This is a genomic window from Sulfitobacter dubius, from assembly GCF_027214245.1.
Classification (GTDB): Bacteria; Pseudomonadota; Alphaproteobacteria; order Rhodobacterales; family Rhodobacteraceae; genus Sulfitobacter; species Sulfitobacter dubius_A.
Window position 1 is genome coordinate 625555 of record NZ_JAPWHM010000001.1, and the last position, 26517, is coordinate 652071.

Below are 26517 nucleotides of genomic sequence, written 5' to 3' on the forward strand. Positions count from 1 at the left end.
CGCAAACATGAAGGCAGTAGACATGATTTCTTCGAAGATGACTTTGGCCGCCGCTCTGGCCGGCGCGATGACACTGGGTGCGTGTACGCAGCCACTGCAGCCCGGCAATGGCGATCCCAACCAACGGACCAAGAATGGTGCTTTGATCGGTGCGGGCGTCGGGGCCCTTGCCGGTGCGATTTCCGAAGGTGACGGCAAAGGCGCCCTGAAAGGCGCTTTGATCGGCGGCACGATCGGCGCGGGCGTGGGTTACTCGCTTGATAAGCAAGAGGCCGAGCTGCGTGCCGCGATGGACAGCCGTGTGGTCATTACCAACACCGGCGACCGTCTGATCGTGACCCTGCCGCAGGATATCCTGTTCGCGACTGACAGCACCAACGTATCGCCCGCCCTGCGTGACGATCTGGCCGCGCTGGCGCAGAACGTGAACATCTATCAGAACTCCACTCTGCAGGTCGTCGGCCACACCGACAGCGATGGCGAAGCAGCGTATAACCAGCAGCTTTCCGAGCGTCGCGCACAGGCTGTGGGTAACATCCTGCTGTCCAACGGCGTGCCGCAGCAGCGTTTGCAGACATTTGGCCGCGGCGAAAGCCAGCCAGTGGCAAGCAACCTGAGCGCCGCAGGCAAGGCGCAGAACCGCCGGGTCGAGATCGTGATCCTGCCCAACGCGCGTTAAGCCGCGACCCTTTGGGAACGGTATTGAACCCCGGCCACCGGCCGGGGTTTTTCTTTGGCCTAAAGGTTATCTTCGACCCTAAAACCCTCGGGGATGGCATCGCGCCCTTCGAGCAGAAGATCGGCCATCACCTCTGCCACTTTGGGGGCCATACCAAAGCCGATTTTGAACCCGCCATTGGCGATATACTGCCCCGGCCTGCCGGGCCATGCACCCAGCATCGGCGCGCGGCTGCGGCTGCGGGGGCGCAGCCCGGCCCAGCGTTCGATCACCGGCGCGTCTTGCAAGGCGGGCACCGCCGCGCGGGCCTTGGCGATCACCGCGTCAAGCTGTGCATCAGTGCTGTCGGGGCTGTCGTACTCGCGTTCTGTCGTGCCACCGACGGCCACCGTGCCGTCGAGATGCGGGATGACATGCACCCCATCGGCAAAGAGTTGCGCCGCGCCGCCTCGGTCCAACTGTAACAGCGCCGCTTGGCCCTTGATCCCTGCGCCAACCAGACGCGGGTGGCACGCATTCAGCGTCTCCAGCCCCGCGACGCCGGTGGCCCAGAGGGTCTGGCCCGCCTCGGGGGCTTCGGTCACAATCTCAACGCCTCTCACCGCCAAGGCCGCCACCAGCGCCGCGCAGGCTTGGCGCGGGTGGACGAGGGCGCTGAGGGTGTCGCGGATCAGCCAGCCGGTGGGGCTGTGCGGGGCCCAATCGCGATCCTCGGCGCGGACCAATTCCCACCGGGCACGGCCCTGCCAAAGCTCGACTGCCGTGTCCTCCCGCTGCCGCGCCAGCGCGAGCGCCGCGTCATCCGCCACCGGCTGCAAGCGCCCGCTGCGGATATAGCCGGGCGCGCGACCGCCCACGGCCTCCACCTCGGCCCAGAAGGCTTCGGCGCTGAGCAGGCTCTCAAGCTGAAAGGCTTTCTTGGCGTTCCAATTCTCCGGCACATGCGGCGCCAGCGCGCCGACGATCCCGCCTGAGGCGCCTGCTGCCGGGCCTGCCGGATCGACCACCCGCACCGATGCGCCGCGCAGGACGCAGGCCCAAGCCACCGACAGGCCAAAGATCCCGGCCCCTCTTACGGTTACATCCACCATTGCCATTCCCCGCCAGCTTGCGCAGTGTCTGCGCGACTTCACTCCCCCTCTAGCAGGACGTACCGTGCCAGACCAGAATGCCCAGATCACGTGGCGCGAGGGCCAAGTGCCCGTCTCGACCCAGTTTGATGACCCCTACTTCAGCCTCGAAGATGGCGCGGCGGAGACGGCCTATGTCTTTCTGGCGGGCAATGATCTGCCTGAGAGGTTTCGCCCCGGTTTTCATATTGCAGAGCTGGGCTTCGGCACCGGGCTGAACCTGCTGCTGGCGTGGGACGCATGGATGCGCGCGGGCCACGAGGGGCCACTGCATTTCACCAGTTTCGAAGCCTACCCTATGCGGCTTGAGGATATGGCGCAGGCCCATGTGGCCTTTCCGGCGCTTGACGGGCGGCGCGATGCGTTGACGGCGGCGTGGGATGGCACCGGCGGCGTGTTGGAACTGCCCGGTCTGCGCGCCGAGATCATCATCGGTGATGCGCGGCAGGCCCTGCCCGCGTGGCAGGGGCAGGCCGATGCTTGGTTCCTCGATGGGTTTTCTCCGGCCAAGAACCCGGAGTTGTGGGGCGATGCCCTAATGACCGAAGTCGCGCGTCACACCGCGCCGGGCGGCACCGCCGCGACCTATACCGCCGCAGGTTTCGTGCGTCGCGCGCTTGGCGCAGGCGGATTCGAGGTCACCCGCATCCCTGGCTATGGCCGCAAACGCCACATGACCCGCGCACGGATGCCAGCATGAGCCAGTCTAGCGTGCCTCAATCCAACAATATCCCGCTTGGCATCATGCTGATGATCGCCACCACGATGGTCTTTGCCGTCCAAGACGGGCTGTCGCGCCATCTGGCTGAGAATTACAATGTGCTGATGGTGGTGATGATCCGCTATTGGTTCTTTGCCGCTTTCGTCATCGCGCTGGCTCTGCGCAAGGCGGGTGGCATCCGCAAGGCCGCCGCGACCACGCAGCCTGCGGTGCAGATCCTGCGCGGCGTGCTGCTTTCGGCGCAGATTTGTACGATGGTGCTGGGGTTCACGGTCCTTGGGCTGGTGGAAAGCCATGCTGTCTTCACCTGTTATCCACTGCTGGTGGCGGCGCTCTCGGGCCCGATCTTGGGTGAAAAGGTTGGCTGGCGACGTTGGGCCGCGATTGGTGTGGGGTTCGTCGGGGTGCTGGTAATCCTGCAACCGGGGCTTCGGGTGGTGGACCCTGCAGCCGCGATCCCACTTGCGGGGGCGGCAATGTTCGCGGTCTACGGGCTGTTGACCCGCTATGTCGCGCGGCGTGACAATACGGCGACGAGTTTCTTTTGGACCGGCGTGACCGGGGCGGCGGTGATGACCGCCGTGGGCGTCTGGTTTTGGGAGCCGATGACACCGGGCAATTGGCTGTTGATGGGCACGCTCTGCATCACCGGGGTGACGGGCCACTGGCTGCTGATCCGCTGTTATGAGGTCGCCGAGGCGAGCGCCGTGCAGCCCTTCGCCTATACCCAGCTGATCTTTACCGTGATCATTGGCCTATCGGCCTTTAACGAAGTGCTGCGCCCCAGCGTGGTGCTGGGCGCAGGCATGATCGTGGCGGCGGGGCTGTTCACCCTATGGCGCGAACGCCTTCAGCGTCGACCCGGTTAACTCTTCGCTAAAGGGGATCGGCAGCGGGTCTTTCCCCAGACGGGCACGGTAGACGGGCAGGCTTTCGGTCACCCGCATGACGTAGTTCTGCGTCTCGCGGAAGGGGATCATCTCGATCCAATCGACGATGTCGATCTCACCTTTGCGCGGGTCGCCATAGGTCGACATCCAGCGGCGCGGGCGGCTGGGGCCTGCGTTATAGGCCGCCGACATCATGGAGACATTGCCGTCGAAAAGCCCGGCCATCTGCGACAGATAGGTAGCCCCAAGGCGGGCGTTGTAATCGGGATCGGCGGTCAGACGGTCCGTCGTGTGCTGGCTAGAGATGCCCAGATCGCGCGCCACGTCTTTCGCCGTGGCCGGCATGATCTGCATTAGCCCCCGCGCGCCGACACCGCTTTGCACGTTCGGGTCAAACTCGCTTTCGCGGCGCGCGATGGCGAGGGTCATTTCGGTGGCCATCGGCAGGTCTTTCTCGACCAGACTGTGCAGCGCGTAATAGGGGGCGGGCACTTCCAAGCCGCGTTGCGCCGCGCGTTTGCCGATCATCACCGCGAGATGCGGCTGGCCTGCGTCGATCGCCGCCTGCCCCAGCAGGGCGATGTCTTCGGGCACCAGTTGCTCTGCCAGGTGGGTCCAGAACCGCTCTGCGGTGGACAGCTCACCCGAGGCTTGCAACAGTAGCCCGGCTTCGAACAAGGGCGCGCGGGCGAGCGGGGATGTCCGCCAGTCTTGGGCAGGGGCCGCGCCCGTCAGCTTTTCGTCGAAAGGAATGCCGCCCCGCTCAGCGGCCAGCAGACCGTAGAAGGATGTCTGAAACTTCGCCCCCATGGCATAGGCCCGGGCAGCCCCTTCGGCATCGCCCATCGCCTCCAGCGCGCGGCCTTGCCAATAGCCTGCGCGGCCTTGGCTGATCGGGGATTCCACGGCGTTGTCGTGGTTCTGGAAATGGCCCAATGCGGTTGTTGGGTCGTTCAGAAAGCGCAAGGCAATATAGCCTGATAGCCATTCGAGATCGGCAAAGTCCGACCCGCTGGTTAGAAAATGCTGCGATGCGATCTGATAGGCGGTTTTGGGGTCACGGTTGCGCATTTCATCGCGCGCCATGGCACGGCGACGGTTGGACCATTTGGGCGGCTGACCGAGGGCTGCGGCAGAGGTAGAGCGCTGTAGCAGCAGGGCTTTGGCATCATCGCCAAACCCTTTGCGGATACGCCATTCAAACCTGTCATGCGCCAGCCCCGGCGCGTCAGCCTTGGAGGCGGGCAGGGCGTCGATCTTGGCATTCACATCGCTTTCCAGCTTTTGCAGAGCAATGCGCGTCTCGGCCAGTGCCTTGTCAGCGCTGGAAACCAGATCGAACATCTGCCGCGCTTCGGAATGCTCGCGCTGCCAGAGCATCTCTTCCAGCCGTGCTGCGTGATGCGGGGCCAGAAGGCTCCCATGTGCGTCGACGAACAATTCCTGACTGGTGGCGTTCATCGGCATGGTGCGCCACGCCAGAACGAGGTTCGCCTCGGCCTCGCCGCGTTGGCCGCTGTCGATCAGTGCCTTGGCATGGGCCAGCACCCCGCGCGGGGTCTGCGGGGCCATGGCCGAAAAGAAATCCAGTATGTCGTCTTGGGACTGCTTGATCACCGCTTCTTCGGTCTGCCGGCGCAGATATTCCTCACCGGGCCAATCGGGCCTGCGGTTCAGAAAATCGCGTGCCTCGGCATAGCTGCCCCGCCCGGCGCGGAGCCGGTGCCATTCGATCACATCGACGGCGACCTGCCCATCGCGGGCGGCCAAGGCCGCAGCCGCGTCCCAATTGCCGCTGCGCATCGCGTCCATCGCCCAGCCCAAAGGGCGCGGGCGCTGCGCTTCGGCAGGCACGGTCAGGACAAAAATACTTATGAGGATCGCCATCAGGCGCGTCATCGCTTGCATTTCCTACGTCTCCGGGGCTAGAGCCTTGCAACATATGGCTCGGGCGACGTTTATCAAACATTACCGCCCGCGAAAGCCTTCATCCAGTCCGGTTTTCCGCCGGCCAGCACTTAAGGAGCGTGCACATGTTCAAAGGCTCTCTGCCTGCCCTCGTCACGCCGTTTCGCAACGGCGCGCTGGATCTGGATACGCTCAAGAAACTTATCGAATGGCACATCGGCGAAGGGTCGAGCGGGCTTGTCCCCGTCGGCACCACCGGCGAATCCCCGACGCTGAGCCATGCCGAGCATGAGACCGTCGTCGAAGAGGTGGTCAAAGCCGTCGCGGGTCGCATCCCGGTGATTGCCGGTGCCGGGTCGAACAACACGGTCGAAAGCATCCGTCTTGCCCGCCACGCCGAAAAGGTCGGCGCCGACGCGCTGCTGGTGGTGACGCCCTATTACAACAAGCCGACGCAACGCGGGCTGGTGGCGCATTTCACCGCCGTGCATGACTGCTGTGACTTGCCGATCATCATCTACAACATCCCCGGCCGTTCGGTCGTGGATATGCTGCCCGAAACGATGGGCGAACTGGCCCAACTGCCGCGCATCGTCGGCGTCAAGGACGCCACCGGCGATCTGGCGCGCGTCTGCGATCAGCGCATCGCCTGCGGCCCGGATTTCTGCCAGCTGTCCGGCGAGGACGCCACCGCGCATGGGTTCAATGCCCAAGGCGGCGTTGGCTGTATCTCGGTCACCGCCAATGTCGCACCGCGCCTTTCCGCGCAGATGCAGGCGGCCTGCCTTGAGGGCGATTATACCAAAGCGTTGGAATTGCAGGACCGACTGATGCCGCTGCACAAAGCGATCTTTACCGAACCGGGTCTGGTGGGCGTGAAATACGCCATGTCGCGGCTGGATCTCTGCTCCGACGAGGTGCGCCTGCCGCTGACAGAGCTGACGGACCCGACCAAAGAACTGGTCGATGCGGGTCTGCGCCATGCGGGTTTGATGAACTGAGACTGCTTTTTAAGCTGTGAATTTGAATGCAAGAGGGGGTGGAGACACCCCCTCTTTCGCGTTCAGCGTTTGCCGTAATATATCCCGACCACATGTTCCGCCTGCGCAAAGAACAGCCAGCGTGAGGTCAGCACCCCCGCCGCATGGCTGAGCACTGCGAGGGCAGCGGCGAGGTGGTGGAACACGGGCGACAAGAGCAGCAGAAGCGGCAGCAGCACCATCAGCGCAATCGCGATCACCCGCAGCTTCAGCGCGTGTTTGCGTCCGATTTGATAAACGAACTCTCGCAGCAGGTAATTGCTGCCAGTATGCGGCGGTTCAAAGGCGCGGACGCTGCCCTTGTCCCCCAGCCGCGTCGCTGTGGCGATATCACTGCCCGAGGCCGCAAGTGCGCGATCCCCGCGCCACCATGTGGCGATCTGCACCGCCCCCGCCAGCACCAGAAGCACCATCGCCGCCGTCACCTGTCCGGCCAGCACCGCGCCTCCTGCAATGCTGAGCGACAAGAAGTTCAGTGGCGTCATCACGCTGTGCCAGCGTGGCACAGTCTTCATCTGGGTATAGATCATCGCCGTGGTCAGCACCGTCAGCAACGACAGCGCCGCGCCTAGCAGCCCCAGCGGCCAAAGCCGCATGTCGTAAAACACCAGCCCCGCGCCATAGGCTGCCATGGTCAGCAGGGCCGCGACCGAGGCCCAAGCCTCCCGGCTGAGCCAACTGCTGCGCCACTGGGTAAAGGCCTTGAGCGCGCGTTCCGGATGGCCCAGGTGGAATGTCGATGCGATCAGGCCGCCCACGGCCAAAAGGTAAGCCAGCGCGAAGAAAACGAAAGCGACCCAGCCGGTCACCGCAGGCAGGCCGATCCCGAGCCACGCCAGCAGGCCAAAGCCAATGCCCGACAGGCTGCTGAACAGAATAACGGAGGGTGCCGGATGCATCAGAGCTTCTCCAAAGTGCGGTCAAGCCAGCCGAGGAAGCCTTTGGGGCCGCTGTCGATCGGGGCAAGGAAGGGGGCCAGCACGTCAATCTCGCCGCTGTCCTCTGGGCCTTGCAACTGATCGCGCGGGCGGGGCGGGAGGTATTTATTGACCGGCTTGGTGCCTTGCTCGGGCATGAGGTCTAAACCGCCACGCTCGGCCACCAACTGGCTCACCGCGCTGTCTGGGTCACCCAGATCGCCGAAATGCCGTGCGCCAGCGGGGCAAGTGCGGACGCAGGCGGGCTGGCGGTCTTCTTCGGGCAGGTTCTCGTTATAGATACGGTCGACGCAGAGGGTGCATTTCTTCATCACGCCCGCGGCCTGATCCATTTCACGCGCGCCGTAGGGACAGGCCCATGCGCAGAGGCCGCAACCGATGCAGTCGCTTTCGTTGACCAGCACGATGCCATCTTCGACGCGTTTGTAACTCGCCCCCGTGGGGCAGACGGTCACGCAGGGCGCGTCATCGCAGTGCAGGCAGGATTTCGGGAAATGCACGAGCTGCGCGGCACCGGCCTCGGGCTGCACCTCATAGCTGTGCACGCGGTTGAGAAAGGTCCCCGACGGGTTCGCGCCAAAGGCGTCTTGGTCTGACAGCGGCGCGCCGTAGTTTTCGGTGTTCCAGCCTTTGCAGGAGATCACGCAGGCATGACAACCGACACAGGTATCAAGGTCGATCACAAGGCCGAGTTTGCGGTCGGTCTGTTGCGGGAGCGTGGTCATGGCTGGCGGTCCTGAAGGGTCTTGTGCGCAGCGCGCGGACGGGAAGCACTCATTTGCCCACCTTCCACGCGATGTCGCGCGGCGCGGGCGGGACGGGAGAGCGCTGCGGTGGAATTTCCGGCTGCGCCTCGGCAGGGGCGTCGGTCTTCTCAATATGCACCTTGAGGTCGAACCACGCCGCCTGTCCGGTGATCGGGTCGGAGTTCGACCACCGCAGACCGTCGCCTTTGGGTGGGAGCAATTCGTGGATCAGGTGGTTAAGCAAGAATCCCTTGGTCGTCTCCGGCGCGTCGCGGTCCAGCGCCCATGCGCCCTTGCGCTTGCCGATGGCGTTCCACGTCCATACCGTTTTGGGGTTCAGGGCCGCCATCTCCATCACCGGCACGGTGATCCCTCCATGCGGAGAGGTCACGCGCGCCCAGTCGCCGTCTTGGAGCCCCTTGGCGCGCATGATTGCGGTGGGCAAATAGAGCGGGTTGTGCCCGTGCAATTGCCGCAGCCAAGCGTTCTGGCTGCCCCAGGAGTGGTACATCGCCATCGGGCGTTGGGTCAGCGCGTGGACGTTATAGCCCTCAGCGCCTTCTGGATCGCTTTCGTACCAGATCGGCAGCGGCGACATGGTCTGCTTGATCCGTTCACGCAGATGCTCAGGCGGTTGGCGGTCGCCATGACCTTCGGCGGCCAATTGAAAACGCCGCAGCGGCTCGACGTAGAGCGAGAACAGATAGGGCTGCGGCGCGTCGTAGATGCCCATGCCGACGGCCCAATCCTGATAGGCGGCGTTCCACGGCTTGTAGTAGTTCGCTCCTTCCGGGATGTGATTGACGAAGAAGCCGCCGTTTTCGATATAGCGGTCGATCTGCTCGGGGTTCGGCGCCCCGCGCCCGACATCCTTGCCATCCTCACCCCGGAACCCGGCCAGCGGGCCAATGCCCGGACGGCGTTCGTGGCTGGTGATGTAGTCGGCGTAGTCTTTGTATTTCTGGCTGCCGTCCTCGTTTACGAACCCCGGCAGGCCAAGCTTTGCCCCCAGATCGCAGAGCGCCGATTGAAACCCCCGCACGTCGCGGTTGGGCTCCACCACGGGCCAACGGATCGCATCGGCGGCGGCGTCGGCCTCGCTGATTGGACGGTCGAGCAGCGAGATACAATCGTGCCGTTCAAGGTACGTCGTGTCGGGCAGGATCAGGTCCGCATAGGCCACCATCTCCGAGGAATAGGCATCGGAGTAGATGATCCGAGGGATGACGTAGTCGCCATTCTCGTCGGTATCGGTCAGCATCTCCATCACCCCGCCGGGGTTCATCGACGAGTTCCACGACATATTGGCCATGTAGAGAAACAGTGTGTCGATCTTATAGGGATCGCCCGCGTGGGCGTTAGAGATCACCATATGCATCAGCCCATGGGCCGACATCGGGTTTTCCCATGTGTACGCCTTGTCGATCCGCGCGGGGCTGCCATCAGCGCATAGCGCCAGATCGTCGGGGCCATGCACGAAGCCCAGATGCGGCCCGTCGAGCGGCGCATCGGGGGTGGCTTTGCAATGCGGTTTGGGATGCGCGGTGGCAGGCTTGGGGTAGGGCGGTTTAAAGCGGAAACCGCCCGGCACTTCGACGGTGCCAAGGATGATCTGCAGCACATGCAGCGCCCGGCAGGTTTGGAACCCATTGGCATGGGCCGAGATGCCGCGCATGGCGTGGAAAGAGACCGGGCGGCCTGTCATCGTCTTGTGATGCTCGCCGCGGAAGTCGGTCCATGCGTGCTCAAGCTCGAAAGCTTCGTCAAAGGCGACGCGGGCCAGTTCGGCGGCAATAGCGCGGATACGGGGCGCAGGGATGCCACAACGCTCAGCGACGGCCTCGGGGGTGTACTCTTCACCCAGATATTGCTCGGCCATCTGGTGAAAGACCGGGCGATGCGTAATGCCCGCCGTTCGGTAGGTGGCCGCAAGGTCGGGGCGCACGCCGGGCTGGTCAAAGGGGGTCAGCTTGCCGGTCTTGCGGTCAACCACCAGCGCCTTGCCGTCCGCGTCGCGCAGTTGCAGCCCATACTCAGGCGACTTCGGATCGCTGTTCAGCAGCACCGGCGCGTCGGTGTAGCGCGCGAGGTAATCCAGATCGATGCGCCCGGCCTTCATCAGGCAGTGAATCAGCGACAGGATGAACAGCCCATCGGTGCCGGGCGTGATGCCGACCCAATCATCGGCGATGGCATTGTATCCGGTGCGGATCGGGTTCACCCCGATGACCCGGGCGCCGCGTTTCTTCAGCTTGCCCAGACCCATCTTGATCGGGTTGCTGTCATGGTCCTCGGCAACACCAAACAGCATGAACAGCTTGGTGTGGTCCCAATCGGGCTGACCAAATTCCCAGAACGCACCGCCCATCGTGTAGATGCCAGCGGTGGCCATGTTGACCGAGCAGAAACCGCCGTGGGCCGCGTAGTTCGGCGTGCCGAAGGATTGCGCCCAAAGGGAGGTGAAGCTCTGCGACTGATCGCGCCCGGTGAAGAACGCCAGTTTCTCCGGCGCTTCGCGGCGCAGCGGCTCCAGCCAATCGGTGGCGATCTCCAACGCCTCTTTCCAGCTGATGCTCTCGAACTCACCCGACCCGCGCGGGCCGACCCGTTTCATCGGATTGCGCAGGCGCGCGGGGGAATTGTGCTGCATGATCCCAGCAGACCCCTTGGCGCAGAGCACACCTCGGTTCACCGGATGGTCGCGGTTGCCTTCGATATAGGCGACTTTCCCCCTTTTCATATGCACGTTGATGCCGCAGCGGCAGGCGCACATGTAGCAGGTGGTCTTGCGAACCTCGTCCGAGACCTTGGGCGACAGATCAAGCGGCGGCTGGGAATGCTTCATGGGCGGGCGGGGTCTTTCAGCAAGGCGAGCGCTTGGCGCACGATATGTTTCTCTTCGGCGGCGAGGATGATCCAGTTGGGAATATTTCCCGCCCAGCGAAGGTTTGCAAGAACCTTTTCCCTCACCTCGGAATCGTTTTCGCCGATACCCCCGGTGAAGACGATGCCATCGAGCCCGCCCATGGCGGCGATCATCGACCCCGCTTGCCGGGTGATCCAGTAGCAGAAGTGCTCACGCGCAAAACGGGCGGCGGTTGTATCGGTCTCAGCCAGTTGTCGCATGTCGGCGGTAAGACCCGAGAGACCCAGCAATCCGCTTTCGTGATGCAGCAGTGTTTGGGCCTCCTCCAGCCCCATGTCGCGCACCAGATGCAGCACCGCGCCCGCGTCGATCTCGCCTGCGCGGGTGCCCATGGTCAGCCCGCCGAGCGGCGAGAAACCCATCGTAGTGGCGACCGATTGCCCCTCTAGGATCGCGCAGAGTGATGCGCCATTGCCCAAATGCAGCGCCAGCAGGCGGCGGGGAAGGTCTGCGCCCGTGGTCTGAGGGAAATTCTGTACGAGGCTTTCATAGCTGATGCCGTGAAACCCATAGCGACGCAGTGCGGCGGTCTCTGCCCGGTCGGGCAGAGCATAGCGGCGGGCGACTTTGGGGGTGCTGCGGTGAAAGCCTGTGTCAAAGGCGGCAACCTGCGGCAGGTCGGGCATGAGGCTGGCCAGCGCGTCGATCGCGCCGAGGTGGTGCGGATTGTGCAGTGGCGCCAGCGGTTGAGCCTCGGCGATGGCGCTTCGGACGGCAGGCGTGATTGTCGTTGTCTCGGCCAGATTCGGGCCGCCATGCACGACACGGTGGGCGGCGGCCGTCAGGTCAGCGCCCGCAATCCCTTTTTGTTGCAGCCCGTCCAGAATGGCGCGGAAGGCGGTCTGGTGGTCAGGCAGATCAAGGCGCACCGGCGGAGCGTCTCCCAGACGCAGCGCGCCGGTCTGGCCGATGCCCTGCGCCTCAATCCGCAGACGCTCGGTCAATTCACCGTCGAAGACCGCCGCCTTGATAGACGACGATCCCGCGTTGACGACAAGCACCAGCGCTTGGGTCACGCCTCAGACCTGTTGCGGGCGCATGTCATCCCGGCTGATCCCGGCGACAGAAACGGGTTTCTTCATCGCGTCGCGCCGGAAGGGCTCGCCCAGTTCTTGGTTCAGCAGCACCTCGATGAAGGTGGTCTTGCCCTCGTCCATCTGCGCCTTGACCGCGCGGTCAAGCGCGTCGGTCAACTCATCCATCGACGACACTTGTACGCCCTCGACGCCACAGGCTTTGGCCACCGCGGCATAGCTCACGTCCTGCGCGAGTTCGGTGCCGACGAAGTTGTCATCGAACCACAGCGTCGTGTTCCGCTTTTCCGCGCCCCATTGGTAGTTGCGAAAGATTACCATGGTCACGGCGGGCCAGTCGTCGCGGCTGACGCTGACCATCTCGTTCATTGAAATGCCAAACGCGCCATCCCCGGCAAAGCCCACCACCGGCACGTCAGGGCAGGCGATCTTGGCCCCGCAGATCGCCGGGAAACCATAGCCGCAGGGGCCGAAAAGGCCGGGGGCGAGGTATTTGCGGCCCGCCTCGAATGTTGGATAGGCATTGCCGATGGCGCAGTTGTTGCCGATGTCGGAGCTGATGATCGCCTCTTTCGGCAGCGCTTTCTGGATCGCGCGCCATGCCATGCGGGGGGACATCTTTTCCGGCTCGCGGTCGCGGGCGCGTTCGTTCCATGTGGTGCCGGGGTCGTCTTCCTCATGATCCATTGAGGTGAGTTCCTGCGCCCATGCGGATTTGGTCTGGGCGATCAGGTTGCGCCGTTCCTCGCGGCCCGCGTCGCCCGCGCTATCGCTGAGCCCATCAAGGATCGTGCGGGCCACTTTGCCGGCATCGCCGACGATGCCCACGCTGACCTTTTTGGTCAGGCCGATGCGGTCGGGGTTGATGTCGACCTGAATGATTTTGGCGTCTTTGGGCCAATAATCGATGCCGTAGCCCGGCAGGGTTGAAAAGGGGTTAAGCCGCGTGCCGAGCGCCAGCACCACATCGGCCTTGGCGATCAATTCCATCGCCGCTTTGGAGCCGTTGTAGCCCAAGGGCCCCACCGACAGGGGGTGCGAGCCGGGGAAGGCGTCATTGTGCTGGTAACCGCAGCAGACGGGCGCATCGAGCCGTTCGGCCAGTTTGCGTGCGTCGTCAATCGCGCCGCCGATGACCACACCCGCGCCATTCAAGATCACCGGGAATTTCGCGTTTGAAAGCAGTTCCGCCGCTTCGGCAATGGCGGTCTCTCCGCCAGACGGGCGCTCGAACTCGACGATGGCGGGCAGGTCGATGTCGATCACTTGGGTCCAGAAATCACGCGGGATGTTGATCTGCGCAGGGGCGGAGTGGCGTTTGGCTTGCAGGATCACCCGGTTCAGCGTCTCGGCGATGCGGGTCGGGTCACGGACCTCCTCTTGATAGGCGACCATGTCACGGAAGAGCGCCATCTGCTCGACCTCCTGAAAGCCGCCCTGACCGATGGTCTTGTTCGCCGCCTGCGGGGTCACCAGCAGCAACGGCGTGTGGTTCCAATAGGCGGTTTTCACCGGCGTCACGAAGTTGGTAATCCCCGGCCCGTTCTGCGCCACCATCATCGACATCCGCCCCGAGGCGCGGGTGAACCCATCGGCCATCATGCCAGAGTTACACTCATGCGCGCCGTCGTAGAAGGTGATCCCGGCGGCGGGGAACAGGTCGGAGATCGGCATCATGGCCGAGCCGATAATGCCAAAGGCCGTGTCGATCCCATGCATCTGAAGGGTTTTGACGAAGGCTTCTTCGGTGGTCATTTTCATGGGTCGATCCTTTGGGCGTGGGCAAAGTTTGGGGCAAATTACGGGCAGGCGCGGGTTGAGGTTAGGGCCAGAATTGGCCAAGCCCTAGGGCCAGATTAGCGCAGGCGGTCGATCTCTTGGGCGATCAGGCCAACCCCTTCGCCGATCCGGGTCGCGGGGATGGAGGAATAGGCCAGCCGGTAGTAATTCGTGGCCCTCTCGTCGCCCGCGAAAAAGGCGTGGCCGGGTTCAACCAGAACATCCCGCGCGCGCAGGTTTTCGGCCAGTTGCGCAGTATCGACGCTTTCGGGCGCGCGCATCCAGAAGGACGACCCGCCGTAAGCACCCCGGCCCGAGACACGCAGGCCGTGCGTCTCAAGTGCCTCTTCCATGACGCGTCGACGCTCGTGCAGGGCCAGCCCCATGCGCCGGATCTGGGCGTCGTAATGGCCCAGAGACAGGAAATAGGCAGCGGTGCGCTGGATATGCCCCGGCGGGTGGCGCAGGACCGAGGCGCGCAGCGCGCGGGCCTCACGAATGAACGGCTCGGACCCCACCAGATAGCCCAACCGCAGCCCCGGAAAGAGCGATTTGGAGAAGCTGCCGACATAGATTACCCGCCCCTCATCATCGAGCGACTTCAGCGCGGGCGAGGCGGGTTTGAGGAAGGACATCTCAAACTCATAGTCATCCTCGACGATCAGCGCTTCCAGCGCGCGGGCGCGGGCCAGCAGCGCGCGGCGGCGGTCCATCGGCATGGTCGCATTGGTCGGGCACTGGTGGCTTGGGGTCGCGAAAATCACATCCGTATCGGGGGGGATCGCCTCGGGCGGGAGGCCGTCTTGGTCCACCCGCACGGGCGTGATGTGGCAGCGGGATTGGCTGAGAATACCGCTGAGTGCCGGATAGCATGGGTCTTCCAGCACGGCGCGGCGGCGTTGGGTCAGCAGCACCTGCGCGGTAAGCCAAAGCGCGTTTTGCGCGCCGAGGGTGATGAGAATCTGCTCGGGCCGCGCCGAGACGCCGCGCCGGGGCAGGATGTGGCGGGCGATGAATTCGATCAGTTGCGGGTCGTCCTGATCGTAGTAGTCGGTTGTCATCGAGGTGAAGTCGCGCTGGCCCAAGGCTTGCAACGCGCAGAGCCGCCAGTTCGCGTGGTCGAACAGCGTCGGGTCGGCTTGGCCATAGATGAAAGGGTAGCGGTAGCTGGCCCAGTCCTGCGGTTTGGCGGCCAGCCCATTGGCGCTGAAGCGTTGGCCGATGGCGCGGGTCCAGTCGATGGCGTCATCGGCTTCGGCTTTGGGGGCAAAGGCTGGGGGCGCGGGGGCGTTGCCTGAAACGAAATACCCCGACCGCCCGCGCGAGGTGAGGTAGTCATTCGCCAAAAGTTCAGTATAGGCGATGGTGACCGTGATCCGGCTGACCCCAAGATGCGCCGCGAGCTTGCGGGTGGAGGGCAGTTTCTCACCCCGCTGGAACCGACCCGAGAGGATGCCTTGGGCGATCATCTGTTGGATCTGCTGTTGCAGGGTGCCTTGCGCATCGGGGCGCAGAAAAAAGGTTTCGACGGGCAGGGCCATGGGGCGAAGGTTAGGCTGGCCTTAGGGGGAGTTCAATCTGGCATTACCGCCTGTCGAATTTACTTCGGCGCGTTGCCCGCACTTCCGTTCACCCGGCACCTCGCCTAAAAGTGTCGCATGAGCATCTCCGCCCCTCTTTTGATCGCCGTTGACGGCGGTGGCACCGGCTGCCGCGCCGCCATTGGCACGCAGCGTGATGGCATTCTTGGCCTTGCAACTGGGGGGCGCGCCAATATCGGCAATGACCCGGACAGAGCGCTCGCAAACCTGCGCGGCGCGGTGGACGCAGCAGCGGCCGAGGCGGGGCTGCCCCTCACGGCACTTAAGGACGCCACGGCGTTCATCGGGCTGGCGGGGATGAACGTCGCGCGGGACGAAGCGCGGCTGCGCGCGGCGCTGCCCTATGCCCGGATCCACGCCGACGATGATCGCCCCGCTTGCGTGGTCGGCGCGCTTGGCGAAGGCGTGGCGGGCTGGCTGCTGGCCATCGGAACAGGTACGATTGTGGCCGCGACTGACGGCACGGCGTATCGCTATGTCGGAAGCTGGGGGTATCATCTGGCCGATCAAGGATCAGGCGCATGGCTGGGGCGCGGCGCGTTGGATTTTGCGTTGCAATGCCATGACAGGGTGCTGCCGCACAGCGACCTGACCCGCGCTTTGTTGGCGGATTTCGGCGATGATCCAGAGGCTCTCGTTTCCTTCAGCCTGACGGCGCAGCCCGGAGACTATGCGGCATTCGCGCCCAAGGTCATCGCGGCCGCCGAGGCTGGGGACCGCCACGCGCAGGCACTGATGCAAGAGGGGGCGGCCTATTACCTCCGCGCGTTGAAGGCGCTGGATTTCGCGCCCGGCGACCCGCTCTGCCTGCTGGGTGGGATCGGCCCGCATTACGCGCGCTATCTGCCAGAAGACCATCTGTCGGGGCTGATCGCGGCGCGCGGCACGGCGCTTGATGGGGCGTTTCATCTGGTCTGCAAGGCCGCAGCGGAAGAGGTTTTGCCATGAGCGAGATCGCGAGGGTTTTCACCGGGGCGGATATTCACGATGGAACGCATCTGCACCACGGCAAGGTGCTGGCGCAGATGCAAGACGGCAGCCGCCGTATCCTTGCCTTTGAACAGGTGCCGCAGGGCATGCCGACAGAGCGGCTGCAGGCGGGGGTGCTCTGCCCCGGTTTCGTCGATCTTCAGGTCAATGGCGGCGGCGGGGTGATGTTCAACGACAGCCCCGATGTGGCCACCCTGCAGTGCATGGCCAAGGCGCACCGCAGCACGGGTGTCGCGGCGCTTTTGCCCACCTTGATCACCGACACGCCCGATAAAACCGAAGCGGCGATTGAGGCTGTCGCGGCTGCCATCGCCGAGGGGGTGCCGGGCATTATCGGGCTGCATCTGGAAGGCCCGCATCTGGCACTATCGCGCAAGGGCGCGCATGACGGGGCGTTGATCCGCCCGATGGAGGCGGCGGATCTTGCCCTGATCCTGCGCGCCGCTGTGCTGCTGCCGAACCTCATGGTGACGGTCGCGCCGGAAAACACCAGCGCCGCGCAGATCGCCGCGATGGCCGAGGCCGGGGTCATCGTCTCGCTTGGCCATAGCGATGCGGATTACGAGACCTCTATGGCTGCTTTTGATGCGGGTGCGCGCTGCGTCACGCATCTGTTCAACGCGATGAGCCAGATGGGCAACCGCGCGCCGGGATTGGTTGGGGCGGCGCTGGCGCGCGACGGGGTTCACGCGGGGCTGATTGCCGATGGCATCCATGTGCATCCCGCCAGCATGCGCAACGCGCTGGCGGCCAAGGGCGAGGGGATTTTCCTCGTCAGTGATGCCATGGCGACGGCGGGCTCTGATATCGCGGGCTTCACGCTCAACGGGCGCGAGGTTTATCGCGCGGACGGGCGGTTGGCCTTGGCGGATGGTACCCTGGCGGGGGCGCACCTAGCGTTGGGCCGCGCGGTCTGCACGCTGACCCATGCGGTGGGAGAGCCGTTGGAGACCGCCTTGGCGCGGGCGATTTCGGGGCCGCTGGCACTGTTGCGCGATGACATGGGTCTGGGCCGGATCGAAAGCGCGGGCCAACCTTTGCTGCTGTTCGACCCCGAAAGCGGTGCGGTGGACCTGCTCGCCTAGCCTGCGACAAGCCGCCAGAAGAACACCGCGCTCATCCCAAAACCGATGGCGGCGATTAGGCAGCGCACGGTCTGTTTCGGCAAGGCCCGCGCTAGCGGCGCCCCGGCATAGCCCCCCGCCGTGGCGGCCAGCATCATCAGCAACGCCTGCGGCCATGCGACCAGCCCGGCCAAGGCAAAGACCGCCACGGAAATCGATGAGAGCACGAAGCTCAGCCCGTTCTTGAGCCCGTTCATCCCGTGCAGGTCGGTCATCCCCCAAAGCGCGAATAGGGCCAGCAGAACGATGCCCAAGCCCCCATTGAAATAGCCGCCATAGACGCTGACCGCGAACAGGCCGAGCGTGCCTTCGGGTGTGACGGCGCGGGCATGGGACGCGGCAAAGGCGCGGATGCGGTCGCCCAGCAGGAAGGCCAGCGTCGCCGCGAGGAGCAAGAAGGGCACGACAACCGAAAAGGCCGCGTTGGACGAGACCAGCAGCAGGCCCGAGCCGACCACACCGCCCGCCAGCGTGATGAGGCAAAGCCGCAGCAACCGCTTGCGGTCAAAGCCGCCCAATTCATCGCGAAAGCCGAAAGCCCCGGCAAGGTAGCCGGGAAACACTGCCACGGCGCTGGTCGCATTGGCCGCCACAGGCGGCATCCCGGTAAAGACCAGCGCCGGAAAAGTCAGAAAGGTGCCGCCTCCGGCGATGGTGTTCAGCACGCCCGCGCCAAAGGCCGCGATCAGCAAGATCGCGATATCGCTCAAAGTGGTCATTGTCCCTCCCCACGCCATGCGGCGCTTGGAACCCTGTTAGGATCAAATCACGGCGATGCCAAGATGGGGGGGGCAGGCACGAAAAAGGGCTCCGACCGATGGTCGAAGCCCCGATAGCGCGAAATCGCGCGATGTCAGTCGTTTATGGGCAAGCTGCGACGTAGCGCTGGCCGTTGGAGTTCTGGTACACACATTTACCGGACTGAGTCTGGCCGATGTAGTTACCAGCCGCCGCACCAGCGAGACCGCCGATGATTGCGCCTTGAACCTTGTCGTCACCGCCTGAAACAGCAGCACCTGTGGCTGCGCCGAGGGCTGCACCTGTCAGGGCGCCTTGGCTGGGCGTGGTGCCGTTACAAGCGGCAAGCGTGGCGACCAGCGGAACGGCGATAAGGAATTTCTTCATGTCTTTCTCCCAAGTTACTCATTTGCCAACGCGGGGGGATTGGAAGAGGTTCCCGCGAAAGCGATGGATGTTAAGAAAAATTTTCAACGCGGGTGTGCGCGGCAATTTTCCATCTGTTGTCATGTTCGGGCAAGACAGAGGTTTAGATAGACGAAGGCGGCACCGGGTCAACCGATGCCGCCTGTCGCAGGCCTGAAAGCGCGGTTTTACGCCGAAGCGAAAACCCGACGCAATGCGCCATCCACCGCGGTGATGATCTCATCAATATCATCGCGTGAGGCGATCAGCGCGGGCGAGAAACACAGCGTGTTGTTCTTGCCGGGCAGGGAACGGTTGGTGGCCCCGATGATCACCCCTTGGGCCATGCAGTCCCCGACGACGGCTTGAATGCGCTTTTCCTCGACGGGGTCGCGGCTGTCGCGGTCAGTGACCAGTTCGGCACCCAAAAACAGCCCCTTGCCGCGCACATCGCCGATCGCCTTATGCTTGTCGGCCAGCGCATGAAGCTGCTCCAGCATGTAGTGGCCCATGTTGGTGGTGTTCTCCAACAGGTTCTCACGCTCGATGATGTTCATATTCTCGATGCCCGCGATCGGCCCCGCGGTGCAGCCACCAAAGGTCGAGATGTCGCGGAAGTAGTTCAGCGGATCGCTCGCATCGTCCTTGAACATGTCAAAGACGGCATCGGTGGTGACCAGACAGGCGATGGCGGCATAGCCCGAGGCGACGCCTTTGGCCATGGTCACCATGTCTGGCTGGATGCCGTAGTGCTGATAGCCGAACCAAGTGCCGGTGCGCCCGACGCCGCAGACGACCTCATCGATATGCAGAAGGATGTCATACTTGCGGCAAATTTCTTGCACCCGCTCCCAATAGCCATCGGGCGGACAGATCACGCCGCCGCCTGCGGTCACCGGCTCTAGGCAAAGCGCGCCAACGGTTTCCGGCCCTTCAGCCAGGATCACCTTCTCGATCTGGTCGGCAGCCCAGACACCGTAGTTTTCCTGTGGCGCGCCGTCCTGTTCGAAACTGCGATATTCCAAACAATGCGGCACCCGCACGAAACCCGGCGCGAAGGGGCCGTATTGTGCGTTGCGCTCGTCCTGCCCGCCCGCCGAGAGGCAGCCGATGGTGGTGCCGTGGTAATCGCGGTCGCGGTAGAGGATCTTGTGCTTCTTGCCGCCATAGCGTTTGTGCGCGATCTGGCGCACCATTTTGAAGGCTTTCTCATTCGCCTCGGAGCCTGAGTTGCAATAGTAGACGCGGTCGAGACCCGGCATCTTGTCCAGCAGCTTTTCAGCGAAATGAGAGCCGGGGATCGACCCTGCGGAGCCTGCGAAATAGTTCAGTTTGATCAGCTGGTCGCGCACGGCATTGGCGATGCTTTCGCGGCCATAGCCCACGTTGACCGTCCAGACACCACCGGACACGGCATCAAGGTGCTCTTTGCCCTTTTGGTCCCAAACACGCATGCCCTTGCCTTCGACAATGATGCGTGGGTCGGTCGTTTCATAGGGTTTGTGCTGGCTCAGGTGGTGCCAGATATGCGCGCGGTCGGCTTCGACAACGCGGGAGATGTCGTTCTCGTTGAAATTGCCGTCCATGGGGCAAACCTTTCTGTGCGAGTGGGCGAACCCACGAATGAAACCCGCGCAGAGGCGGGGAATGTGCGTAACACATCACCGCGAAAGTCGCGCCGCAAGTAGTGCCAGTTGGGTTTGTTCATTAAGGCCAGATGTGGGCGCCGATTTCTTTCAAAGAATCCGGGCCGGACTTTTTTAAAAAGTCCGGGGCCTTATGCAAAAACGCCGGGGTGGTGCCCCGGCGTTCAAGTTTACTTCGATTTCGGGCCGCCCTTGCCGCCCTGCTTGCCGATCTTATTCGGCGGGGTGAAGCGTTTGGACGGGTCGGACGCCCGCTTGTAGGACTTCTCGCCTCCCGGCGTGGTGGCCGGGGTTGTCGGCTTGCCCTTGCCTTTGCGAGGTGCATCGCCTGCGGGCTTTTCCTTCTTCCAAACGGCTTTCGCCTTGGGCTTGCCGGTTGTTTCGCCGCCAGACTTGGTCTTGGGCGTCGCACCGGGTTTCATCGGGCTGCGCTCGGTCTTGTGCGACTTTGGCGGGCGTTCGCCCTTGGGCGCGCGCGGTTTGTCGAACTTGGGCTTGTCGTATTTGGGCTTGTCGAACGACGCCGCACCGGGGCCATCCGCCGCTTTGGCGCGGGGTTTCCGGGGGGCGGGGGCGGCATCGGGATCGTAGTTATCACGCGGCGGGCGCGGGCCACGGTCGCGATCACCCTTGTAACCGCCACCCGGCTTGGGGCCACGTTTGCCTGCAGGCTTCGGGCCACGGGCCAGATCGGGGGCTTTGTCGAGCTGCGTCAGCACCGCGCCTTCTTCCAGCTTCATGTCACCGCCAAGCGCGCTCAGCAGGCCGGGGACAGAGGTTTCCAGCACTTCGACAAAGCTGTGGCTGCCCTGCACACGGATCGCGCCGATGTCGTCTTTGGTCAGGTCGCCGCGACGGCACAGCATCGGCAGCAGCGTGCGCGGCTCGGCCCCGTCGCTGCGACCGGTCGAGATCGAGAACCAGACCGATTTGCCAAAGGCCGGGCGCGGCTTGTCGTCGCCGGGGGCACCGGGTTCGGCAAGCTCTTCCGGCGCGGATTGGCGCGCGCGGTAGAGGTTGACGAAAGCGGTGGCGAGTTGCTCTGACGAGAATTGCTCGACCAGATTGGCGACAAACCCTTCGGCATCTTCCGGGATCGGGTCGGACCATGCAGGATCGGCCAGCAGGCGGGCTTCGTCGGCGGCATTCACTTCGGTGGCAGAGGGCGGTGCCGCCCATTCCACTTTCAGCTTCGCGCCGCCGATCAGACGGTTTGCTTTGCTGCGCAGTTTCGCAGGCACGATCAGGGCGGAAACGCCCTTGCGCCCGGCGCGGCCAGTACGGCCCGAGCGGTGCAGCAGCGTGTCGGAGTTGCTGGGCAGATCGGCGTGGATCACCAGTTCAAGGTTCGGCAGGTCGATGCCGCGGGCGGCGACATCGGTGGCGATACAGACCCGCGCACGCCCGTCGCGCAGCGCTTGCAGCGCGTTGGTCCGCTCGGATTGCGTCAACTCACCCGACAGCGCCACGACCGAGAAGCCCCGGTTGGTAAAGCGCGTGGTCAGACGCGCCACGGCGGCGCGGGTGTTGCAGAACACGATGGCGTTCTTGGCTTCATAGAAGCGCAGCACGTTGATGATCGCGTTTTCAGTGTCACGCGGGTGCACATTCAGCGCGCGGTATTCGATATCGCTGTGCTGTTTGGCTTCGCTCACAGTGGTGATGCGCTGCGCGTCGCGCTGGTAGGATTTCGCCAGTTTGGCAATCGCCGCAGGCACGGTGGCCGAGAACAGCAGCGTGCGGCGCTCTTCGGGGGATTCGGAGAGGATGAACTCAAGGTCCTCGCGAAAACCGAGGTCGAGCATCTCATCCGCTTCGTCCAGCACCACGGCACGGATCGCGTCGAGGTTGATGTTGTTGCGTTTGATGTGGTCACACAGACGGCCCGGCGTGGCGACGACGATATGCGCGCCCCGGTCCAGCGCGCGGCGCTCGGTCCGGGTGTCCATGCCGCCGACACAGGTGGTAACCACTGCGCCCGCTTTGCCATAGAGCCACGTCAGCTCGCGGCTGACCTGCATGGCCAATTCGCGGGTCGGCGCGATAATCAGCGCCAGCGGTGCGCCTGCTTGGCCGAAATGGGTGTCGTCGCCCAAGAGTGTTGGCGCGATGGCGAGGCCAAAGCCCACCGTCTTGCCCGACCCGGTTTGGGCGGAAACCAGAAGGTCTTGATCGTTCAGCGCGGGGTCTGTGACGGCCTCCTGTACGGCGGTAAGTGTTTCATAACCCTGTTGGGCAAGGGCATCGGCAATAGTCTGGATCACGAAGGCTGTCCTGTCTTGAACGTTTGTGCGGGGGGCGGGCACGTGGGGTGCTACCAGCCACGGCAAAGGAATCCGACCGTCGGTAGAGGGTCGGGGATGGAATGTACATGGGGGTTTTTGGGCGAATTGTCACCCTTTTTACCTGTTTGGCGGGTTTGGAGGCCGGAATGGGCGGGGAAGTGCCATTTTAGTTCTGGTCCGATCCGCTCACATCTCGGTCAGGCCAATGGCGCGGCCGGGCGGCTTCGGTTAGCTATAACCAAAGCTGAAAGAGAGAGTGAGGCAATCTGGTGCAAAGCGATCTGCCCCTGACGCGAGATCTGGTGCTGGTTGGCGGCGGGCACGCCCATGCGCTGGTGCTGCGCAAATGGGGGATGGACCCGCTGCCCGGTGCGCGGCTGACGGTCATCAACCCCGGTCCCACCGCGCCCTATACCGGCATGCTGCCCGGTCATATCGCCGGACACTACGGGCGGGATGAATTGGAGATCGACCTGATGCGCCTATGCCGCCACGCCGGGGCGCGGCTGATCCTTGGGGCGGCGACGGGGATTGACCGGGCGGCACGCGAGATCACGGTTAAAGGGCATGGAGCCGTCGCCTATGACGTGGCCTCGATCGACATAGGCATCACGGCCAAGATGGACCTGCTGGGGTTTGCTGACCACGCTGTCGGGGCCAAGCCGCTTGATGTCTATGCCGCGCGCTGGCGGGATTTTCTGGCGGCGGTCAAGGCGGGCGAACAGCCGCCCGAGGTGGCGGTGATTGGCGGCGGTGTGGCGGGTTGTGAGCTTGCCATGGCGATGGCTTTTGCGCTGCGCCAAGCGGGTGTGCAGCCTGCCGTGACGGTGGTGGAACACGGGCCACAGCTTTCCGGCATGGCCCCTCGGACCGAGGCGATGGTTCGACGCCGCATGGAGGACTTGGGGGTGGGTCTCACGCTCAATGCCAAAGTGGCGCGGATCACCGATAGGGCGGTAATCTTGGACGGGGCCGCGTCGATCCCAGCCGCGCTTTGTGTGGGCGCAGCGGGGGCGGTGCCGCATGGCTGGCTCGCGCAGACTGATCTGCCGCTTCATCAGGGGTTCATCCGTGTCGGGGCAGACTTGGGTGTCGTGGATGATGCGGCACTCTTTGCCGTGGGCGACTGTGCTCATATGGAGGCCACGCCGCGCCCCAAAGCCGGGGTTTTTGCTGTGCGGGCGGCGCCGGTGCTGCATGATAACCTGCGCGCTGCGCTGAGTGGTGGTGCGCGGCGGGCGTTCAAACCGCAGCGGCACTATCTCAAGCTGATCTCACTCGGCGGGAAAGCCGCGGTGGCGGAGCGGAACGGGCTGGCCCTTGGCGGCGCGTTGCTTTGGCAGTGGAAGGACCGCATTGATCGCAAGTTCATGGATCAGCTTGACGACCTGCCTGAGATGATAGGCCCCGCGCTGACTGGTCCGGCGGCATCTGGTGTACAGGAAGCGCTGGCAGGCAAGCCGCTTTGTGGCGGTTGCGGCGCAAAGGTGGGCGGCGCTGTGCTGGGAGACCTTTTGGCCGAGGTGCAACCGCCGGTCTCTGGCGATGTCATCACCGGGGCGGGCGATGACGCGGCGGTGCTGCGCCAACCGGGCGGCGGCTTTCAGGTGATGAGCACGGATCACCTGCGCGGCTTCATCGAAGACCCGGCACTGATGACGCGGATCGCGGCGGTTCATGCATTGGGCGATGTTTGGGCGATGGGAGCCAAACCGCAGGTGGCGCTGAGTTCGATCATCATTCCGCGCATGTCACCCACCTTGCAGGCTCGGACCTTGCGAGAGATCGCTGCGGCTGCGCAAGACGTGATGGCGGCGGCAGGTGCGCAGATCGTCGGCGGCCACACCACCATGGGCGCGGAACTGACCATCGGGTTTACGGTTACCGGCACGCGGGAGGACATGCCCATCGGTGTCGGCGGCGCGCAGCCGCGGGATGTGCTTTTGCTCACCCGGCCCATCGGATCGGGCGTGATCCTCGCGGGGCATATGGCAGGCAGCGCACCGGGGCGGGTGGTGGCCGACGCGCTTGGCGCGATGGCCACGCCGCAGGGGCGGGAGGCAGAACTTTTGGCAAACGCTCATGCGATGACAGATGTGACAGGCTTTGGCCTTGCCGGGCATGTGCAGGCGATTTGCCGCGCCTCGGGGCTGGCGGCCGAGCTTTGGGGTGCGGTGGTGCCGCTCTATCCCGGCGCGCAGGCGCTGTCGGATCGGGGGGTGGCATCGTCGCTGTTGCCGATCAATCAGGCCGACGCTCCGATAGAGGCCGCAGGCCCGGTGAGCCCACTTTTTCACGACCCCCAGACTGCTGGGGGGCTGCTGGCGGCCTTGCCAGAGGCGGCGGCGGAAGCGGCGCAGGCACGGCTAGAGGCTGCGGGTCTGACAGGCTATATCATCGGACGGCTGGAGGCCGGTGCCCCCTCTATGCGCCTGCGCTGAAACGGGCGTTCAGCGCGGTGGCGGTCTCGGCCAAAGTGGTTTCGTTGAGTGTGTCGAGCACCAACCGCTCTATCGGCGCGGGGTTGCGGCTGGCGGCTTTGGCATAGCGCGGGTCGTAATGTTGACCAATCAGACCTTCGGCAAGCATGGCCCAATCGCCCGCGTGGGCTTGGGTCTGCCATTGGGCAATGGTCTCTGCGCTGTGATAGGGGCGCAGCTTATCGATACGATCTTCAAGCAAAGCAGGGTCCGTCGTCAGGTCGTCATAGGCCCGACAGAGAAAATCCGCTCGCGCGGCCAAGGGTGCGGCGATCTCGACCCGAGGTGCGGCGAGCATCGCAGCCCAGAGCGCGGGAGGCAGGGTAATGTCACCGATCTTGCTGCTTTCCGCCTCGACCCAAGTTACCCGTGCCGGATCAAGCGGGGCTAGCGCTTGAGCCAAACGCGTCTCAAACATCTTCTGATGCGGCTGGCCGCCATCCACCGCGCCAAACAGGGAACCGCGATGCTGCGCCAGCCCTTCAAGGTCCAGCACCTGCGCGCCTGTTTTGGCCAGATGGTGCAGCAGCCGCGTCTTGGCAGTGCCGGTGCCGCCTTCTATCAGCATCAAACGGTGTGGCAGGGGCGCGTCGTAAAGCGCTGCGACCACCAGACGGCGGTAGCTGCGATAGCCGCCGCGCAGGAGTTGCACACGCCAGCCGACCTGATCGAGGATTGTAGAAAATGCGCCCGACCGCTGCCCGCCGCGCCAGCAATAAACCAGCGGTTGCCAGCCACCGTCTTTACCCGCAAGTGCCGTCTGCAAATGCCGCGCTGTGTTCTGCGCCACCAGCGCGCCGCCGATCTTGCGGGCGTCAAAGGGGCTGACTTGTTTGTAAATCGTGCCGACCTCGGCCCGCTCTGCATCCGACAGCACGGGCAGGTTGATCGCCCCGGGCAGGTGGTCCTCGGCAAACTCCGCAGGGGCGCGCACGTCGATGATCGTGTCGACGTTCAGCGTGGCAAGGTCCGACAGAGCGGTGAGGGTGCAGGGGGTCATCTGGAGTTCCGGCAAAGCCCCGCGCCCCGTGATAGGGCGCGGGGGCGAAGGCTCAGGCCTTGGCCGCGATCACCAGCACTTCAACCAGATACTCCGGCGTGGCGAGCTTGGATTCGCCGCAGGCGCGGGCGGGGGCGTTGCCCTCGGGCACCCAGGCGTCCCAGACGGCGTTCATGGCCGCGAAGTCTGCCATGTCGGCGAGCCAGATGGTCGATTGCAGAATGCGGGTCTTGTCGCTGCCGACCTCGGCCAGCAGGGCGTCGACCTTATCAAGGCAATCTTGGGTCTGCTGGGCTACATCGGCACCCGCCGTGCCGACCTGACCGGCAAGGTAGATCACATCGCCATGTTCGACGATTTGGCTCATGCGGGTGTTGGTGTGGTGGCGTTTGATCTCGGTCATTCTGTCTCTCCTTTGACGTTGCAAAACTTGTGGCACCTTTGCGTGAGGGAGGCC

At 64.2% G+C, this 26517-nt stretch carries 21 protein-coding genes; 7 read left to right on the forward strand and 14 right to left on the reverse strand.

The features are described from left to right. Positions 1–22 precede the first annotated feature (22 nt). Entirely contained in the window at positions 23–679 is a 657-nt protein-coding gene (locus O4H31_RS03025) for an OmpA family protein (RefSeq protein WP_269342643.1), read from the forward strand. A gap of 59 nt (positions 680–738) precedes the next feature. Here O4H31_RS03025 and O4H31_RS03030 read toward each other — a convergent pair whose 3' ends face one another. Continuing rightward, positions 739–1776, reverse strand: coding sequence for an NAD(P)/FAD-dependent oxidoreductase (locus O4H31_RS03030; RefSeq protein ID WP_269342645.1), 1038 nt, complete (start codon positions 1774–1776; stop codon positions 739–741). A gap of 58 nt (positions 1777–1834) precedes the next feature. On the opposite strand from O4H31_RS03030, the gene mnmD reads away from it, so the two are divergent. Together mnmD and O4H31_RS03040 are read left to right on the forward strand one after the other, a co-directional pair. Then, on the forward strand, positions 1835–2509 hold the full coding sequence (gene mnmD / locus O4H31_RS03035) for a tRNA (5-methylaminomethyl-2-thiouridine)(34)-methyltransferase MnmD (RefSeq protein ID WP_269342647.1): 675 nt from the start codon (positions 1835–1837) through the stop codon (positions 2507–2509). Further along, positions 2506–3399, forward strand: a complete 894-nt coding sequence (locus tag O4H31_RS03040; RefSeq protein WP_269342648.1) for a DMT family transporter — start codon at positions 2506–2508, stop codon at positions 3397–3399. The genes mnmD and O4H31_RS03040 overlap by 4 nt, the downstream gene beginning before the upstream one ends. Here the strand turns inward: O4H31_RS03040 and O4H31_RS03045 are convergent. Continuing rightward, positions 3364–5328 carry a lytic transglycosylase domain-containing protein gene (locus tag O4H31_RS03045; protein ID WP_269342650.1) on the reverse strand — a complete coding sequence of 655 codons (1965 nt, stop codon included), beginning with the start codon at positions 5326–5328 and terminating at the stop codon, positions 3364–3366. The genes O4H31_RS03040 and O4H31_RS03045 overlap by 36 nt on opposite strands. Before the next feature lie 125 nt (positions 5329–5453). Here O4H31_RS03045 and dapA point away from each other — a divergent pair, with 125 nt between their 5' ends. Next, positions 5454–6329 carry a 4-hydroxy-tetrahydrodipicolinate synthase gene (gene dapA, locus O4H31_RS03050; protein ID WP_269342652.1) on the forward strand — a complete coding sequence of 292 codons (876 nt, stop codon included), beginning with the start codon at positions 5454–5456 and terminating at the stop codon, positions 6327–6329. Positions 6330–6391: 62 nt separating this feature from the next. On the opposite strand, the gene O4H31_RS03055 is transcribed toward dapA, so the two are convergent. The 6 genes from O4H31_RS03055 to O4H31_RS03080 form a co-directional block, all read right to left on the reverse strand. Further along, the gene (locus tag O4H31_RS03055; RefSeq protein WP_269342654.1) at positions 6392–7267 is read right to left on the reverse strand and encodes a dimethyl sulfoxide reductase anchor subunit family protein; all 876 of its coding nucleotides are present in this window, start codon (positions 7265–7267) and stop codon (positions 6392–6394) included. Then, a complete protein-coding gene (locus tag O4H31_RS03060; protein WP_269342656.1) occupies positions 7267–8031 on the reverse strand; it encodes a 4Fe-4S dicluster domain-containing protein in 765 nt (254 codons plus the stop codon). The genes O4H31_RS03055 and O4H31_RS03060 overlap by 1 nt, the downstream gene beginning before the upstream one ends. A 49-nt stretch (positions 8032–8080) precedes the next feature. Then, entirely contained in the window at positions 8081–10897 is a 2817-nt protein-coding gene (locus O4H31_RS03065) for a molybdopterin oxidoreductase family protein (protein ID WP_269342658.1), read from the reverse strand. Then, the gene (locus O4H31_RS03070; protein WP_269342660.1) at positions 10894–11994 is read right to left on the reverse strand and encodes an acetate/propionate family kinase; all 1101 of its coding nucleotides are present in this window, start codon (positions 11992–11994) and stop codon (positions 10894–10896) included. Before O4H31_RS03070 ends, O4H31_RS03065 begins: the two co-directional genes overlap by 4 nt. A 3-nt stretch (positions 11995–11997) precedes the next feature. Then, positions 11998–13773, reverse strand: a complete 1776-nt coding sequence (gene xsc, locus O4H31_RS03075) for a sulfoacetaldehyde acetyltransferase (RefSeq protein WP_259983228.1) — start codon at positions 13771–13773, stop codon at positions 11998–12000. Between the two features lie 95 nt (positions 13774–13868). After that, entirely contained in the window at positions 13869–15332 is a 1464-nt protein-coding gene (locus O4H31_RS03080; protein ID WP_269342664.1) for a PLP-dependent aminotransferase family protein, read from the reverse strand. Between the two features lie 117 nt (positions 15333–15449). Here O4H31_RS03080 and O4H31_RS03085 point away from each other — a divergent pair, with 117 nt between their 5' ends. Together O4H31_RS03085 and nagA are read left to right on the forward strand one after the other, a co-directional pair. Next, a complete protein-coding gene (locus O4H31_RS03085; protein WP_269342666.1) occupies positions 15450–16340 on the forward strand; it encodes a BadF/BadG/BcrA/BcrD ATPase family protein in 891 nt (296 codons plus the stop codon). Then, complete coding sequence (gene nagA, locus O4H31_RS03090) at positions 16337–17467, forward strand: N-acetylglucosamine-6-phosphate deacetylase (protein WP_269342667.1); 1131 nt, start codon at positions 16337–16339, stop codon at positions 17465–17467. Before O4H31_RS03085 ends, nagA begins: the two co-directional genes overlap by 4 nt. Here the strand turns inward: nagA and O4H31_RS03095 are convergent. From O4H31_RS03095 to O4H31_RS03110, 4 genes are all read right to left on the reverse strand, one after another. Next, positions 17464–18225: a sulfite exporter TauE/SafE family protein gene (locus O4H31_RS03095; RefSeq protein ID WP_269342668.1), complete on the reverse strand. Its 762-nt coding sequence runs from the start codon at positions 18223–18225 to the stop codon at positions 17464–17466. The two genes, nagA and O4H31_RS03095, sit on opposite strands and share 4 nt — an antisense overlap. A gap of 142 nt (positions 18226–18367) precedes the next feature. Continuing rightward, positions 18368–18631, reverse strand: coding sequence for a glycine zipper 2TM domain-containing protein (locus tag O4H31_RS03100; RefSeq protein WP_067631066.1), 264 nt, complete (start codon positions 18629–18631; stop codon positions 18368–18370). Positions 18632–18837: 206 nt separating this feature from the next. After that, positions 18838–20235, reverse strand: a complete 1398-nt coding sequence (locus tag O4H31_RS03105; RefSeq protein ID WP_269342673.1) for an aspartate aminotransferase family protein — start codon at positions 20233–20235, stop codon at positions 18838–18840. 230 nt (positions 20236–20465) lie between these two features. Beyond that, on the reverse strand, positions 20466–22559 hold the full coding sequence (locus O4H31_RS03110) for a DEAD/DEAH box helicase (protein WP_269342675.1): 2094 nt from the start codon (positions 22557–22559) through the stop codon (positions 20466–20468). A 287-nt stretch (positions 22560–22846) separates the two neighbouring features. On the opposite strand from O4H31_RS03110, the gene selD reads away from it, so the two are divergent. Continuing rightward, the gene (gene selD, locus O4H31_RS03115) at positions 22847–25021 is read left to right on the forward strand and encodes a selenide, water dikinase SelD (protein ID WP_269343014.1); all 2175 of its coding nucleotides are present in this window, start codon (positions 22847–22849) and stop codon (positions 25019–25021) included. On the opposite strand, the gene mnmH is transcribed toward selD, so the two are convergent. Together mnmH and O4H31_RS03125 are read right to left on the reverse strand one after the other, a co-directional pair. Next, positions 25005–26060, reverse strand: a complete 1056-nt coding sequence (gene mnmH / locus O4H31_RS03120; RefSeq protein WP_269342676.1) for a tRNA 2-selenouridine(34) synthase MnmH — start codon at positions 26058–26060, stop codon at positions 25005–25007. The two genes, selD and mnmH, sit on opposite strands and share 17 nt — an antisense overlap. Before the next feature lie 52 nt (positions 26061–26112). Next, positions 26113–26463, reverse strand: a complete 351-nt coding sequence (locus tag O4H31_RS03125) for a RidA family protein (RefSeq protein ID WP_093927404.1) — start codon at positions 26461–26463, stop codon at positions 26113–26115. Positions 26464–26517: the final 54 nt, after the last annotated feature.

Coding starts and splice junctions, on each gene's coding strand:
- O4H31_RS03025 (WP_269342643.1), top strand. CDS start 23: ATGATTTCTTCGAAGATGACTTTGGCCGCCGCTCTGGCCGGCGCGATG.
- O4H31_RS03030 (WP_269342645.1), bottom strand. CDS start 1,776: ATGGCAATGGTGGATGTAACCGTAAGAGGGGCCGGGATCTTTGGCCTG.
- O4H31_RS03040 (WP_269342648.1), top strand. CDS start 2,506: ATGAGCCAGTCTAGCGTGCCTCAATCCAACAATATCCCGCTTGGCATC.
- O4H31_RS03045 (WP_269342650.1), bottom strand. CDS start 5,328: ATGCAAGCGATGACGCGCCTGATGGCGATCCTCATAAGTATTTTTGTC.
- dapA (WP_269342652.1), top strand. CDS start 5,454: ATGTTCAAAGGCTCTCTGCCTGCCCTCGTCACGCCGTTTCGCAACGGC.
- O4H31_RS03055 (WP_269342654.1), bottom strand. CDS start 7,267: ATGCATCCGGCACCCTCCGTTATTCTGTTCAGCAGCCTGTCGGGCATT.
- O4H31_RS03060 (WP_269342656.1), bottom strand. CDS start 8,031: ATGACCACGCTCCCGCAACAGACCGACCGCAAACTCGGCCTTGTGATC.
- O4H31_RS03065 (WP_269342658.1), bottom strand. CDS start 10,897: ATGAAGCATTCCCAGCCGCCGCTTGATCTGTCGCCCAAGGTCTCGGAC.
- xsc (WP_259983228.1), bottom strand. CDS start 13,773: ATGAAAATGACCACCGAAGAAGCCTTCGTCAAAACCCTTCAGATGCAT.
- O4H31_RS03080 (WP_269342664.1), bottom strand. CDS start 15,332: ATGGCCCTGCCCGTCGAAACCTTTTTTCTGCGCCCCGATGCGCAAGGC.
- O4H31_RS03085 (WP_269342666.1), top strand. CDS start 15,450: ATGAGCATCTCCGCCCCTCTTTTGATCGCCGTTGACGGCGGTGGCACC.
- nagA (WP_269342667.1), top strand. CDS start 16,337: ATGAGCGAGATCGCGAGGGTTTTCACCGGGGCGGATATTCACGATGGA.
- O4H31_RS03095 (WP_269342668.1), bottom strand. CDS start 18,225: ATGACCACTTTGAGCGATATCGCGATCTTGCTGATCGCGGCCTTTGGC.
- O4H31_RS03100 (WP_067631066.1), bottom strand. CDS start 18,631: ATGAAGAAATTCCTTATCGCCGTTCCGCTGGTCGCCACGCTTGCCGCT.
- O4H31_RS03105 (WP_269342673.1), bottom strand. CDS start 20,235: ATGGACGGCAATTTCAACGAGAACGACATCTCCCGCGTTGTCGAAGCC.
- mnmH (WP_269342676.1), bottom strand. CDS start 26,060: ATGACCCCCTGCACCCTCACCGCTCTGTCGGACCTTGCCACGCTGAAC.
- O4H31_RS03125 (WP_093927404.1), bottom strand. CDS start 26,463: ATGACCGAGATCAAACGCCACCACACCAACACCCGCATGAGCCAAATC.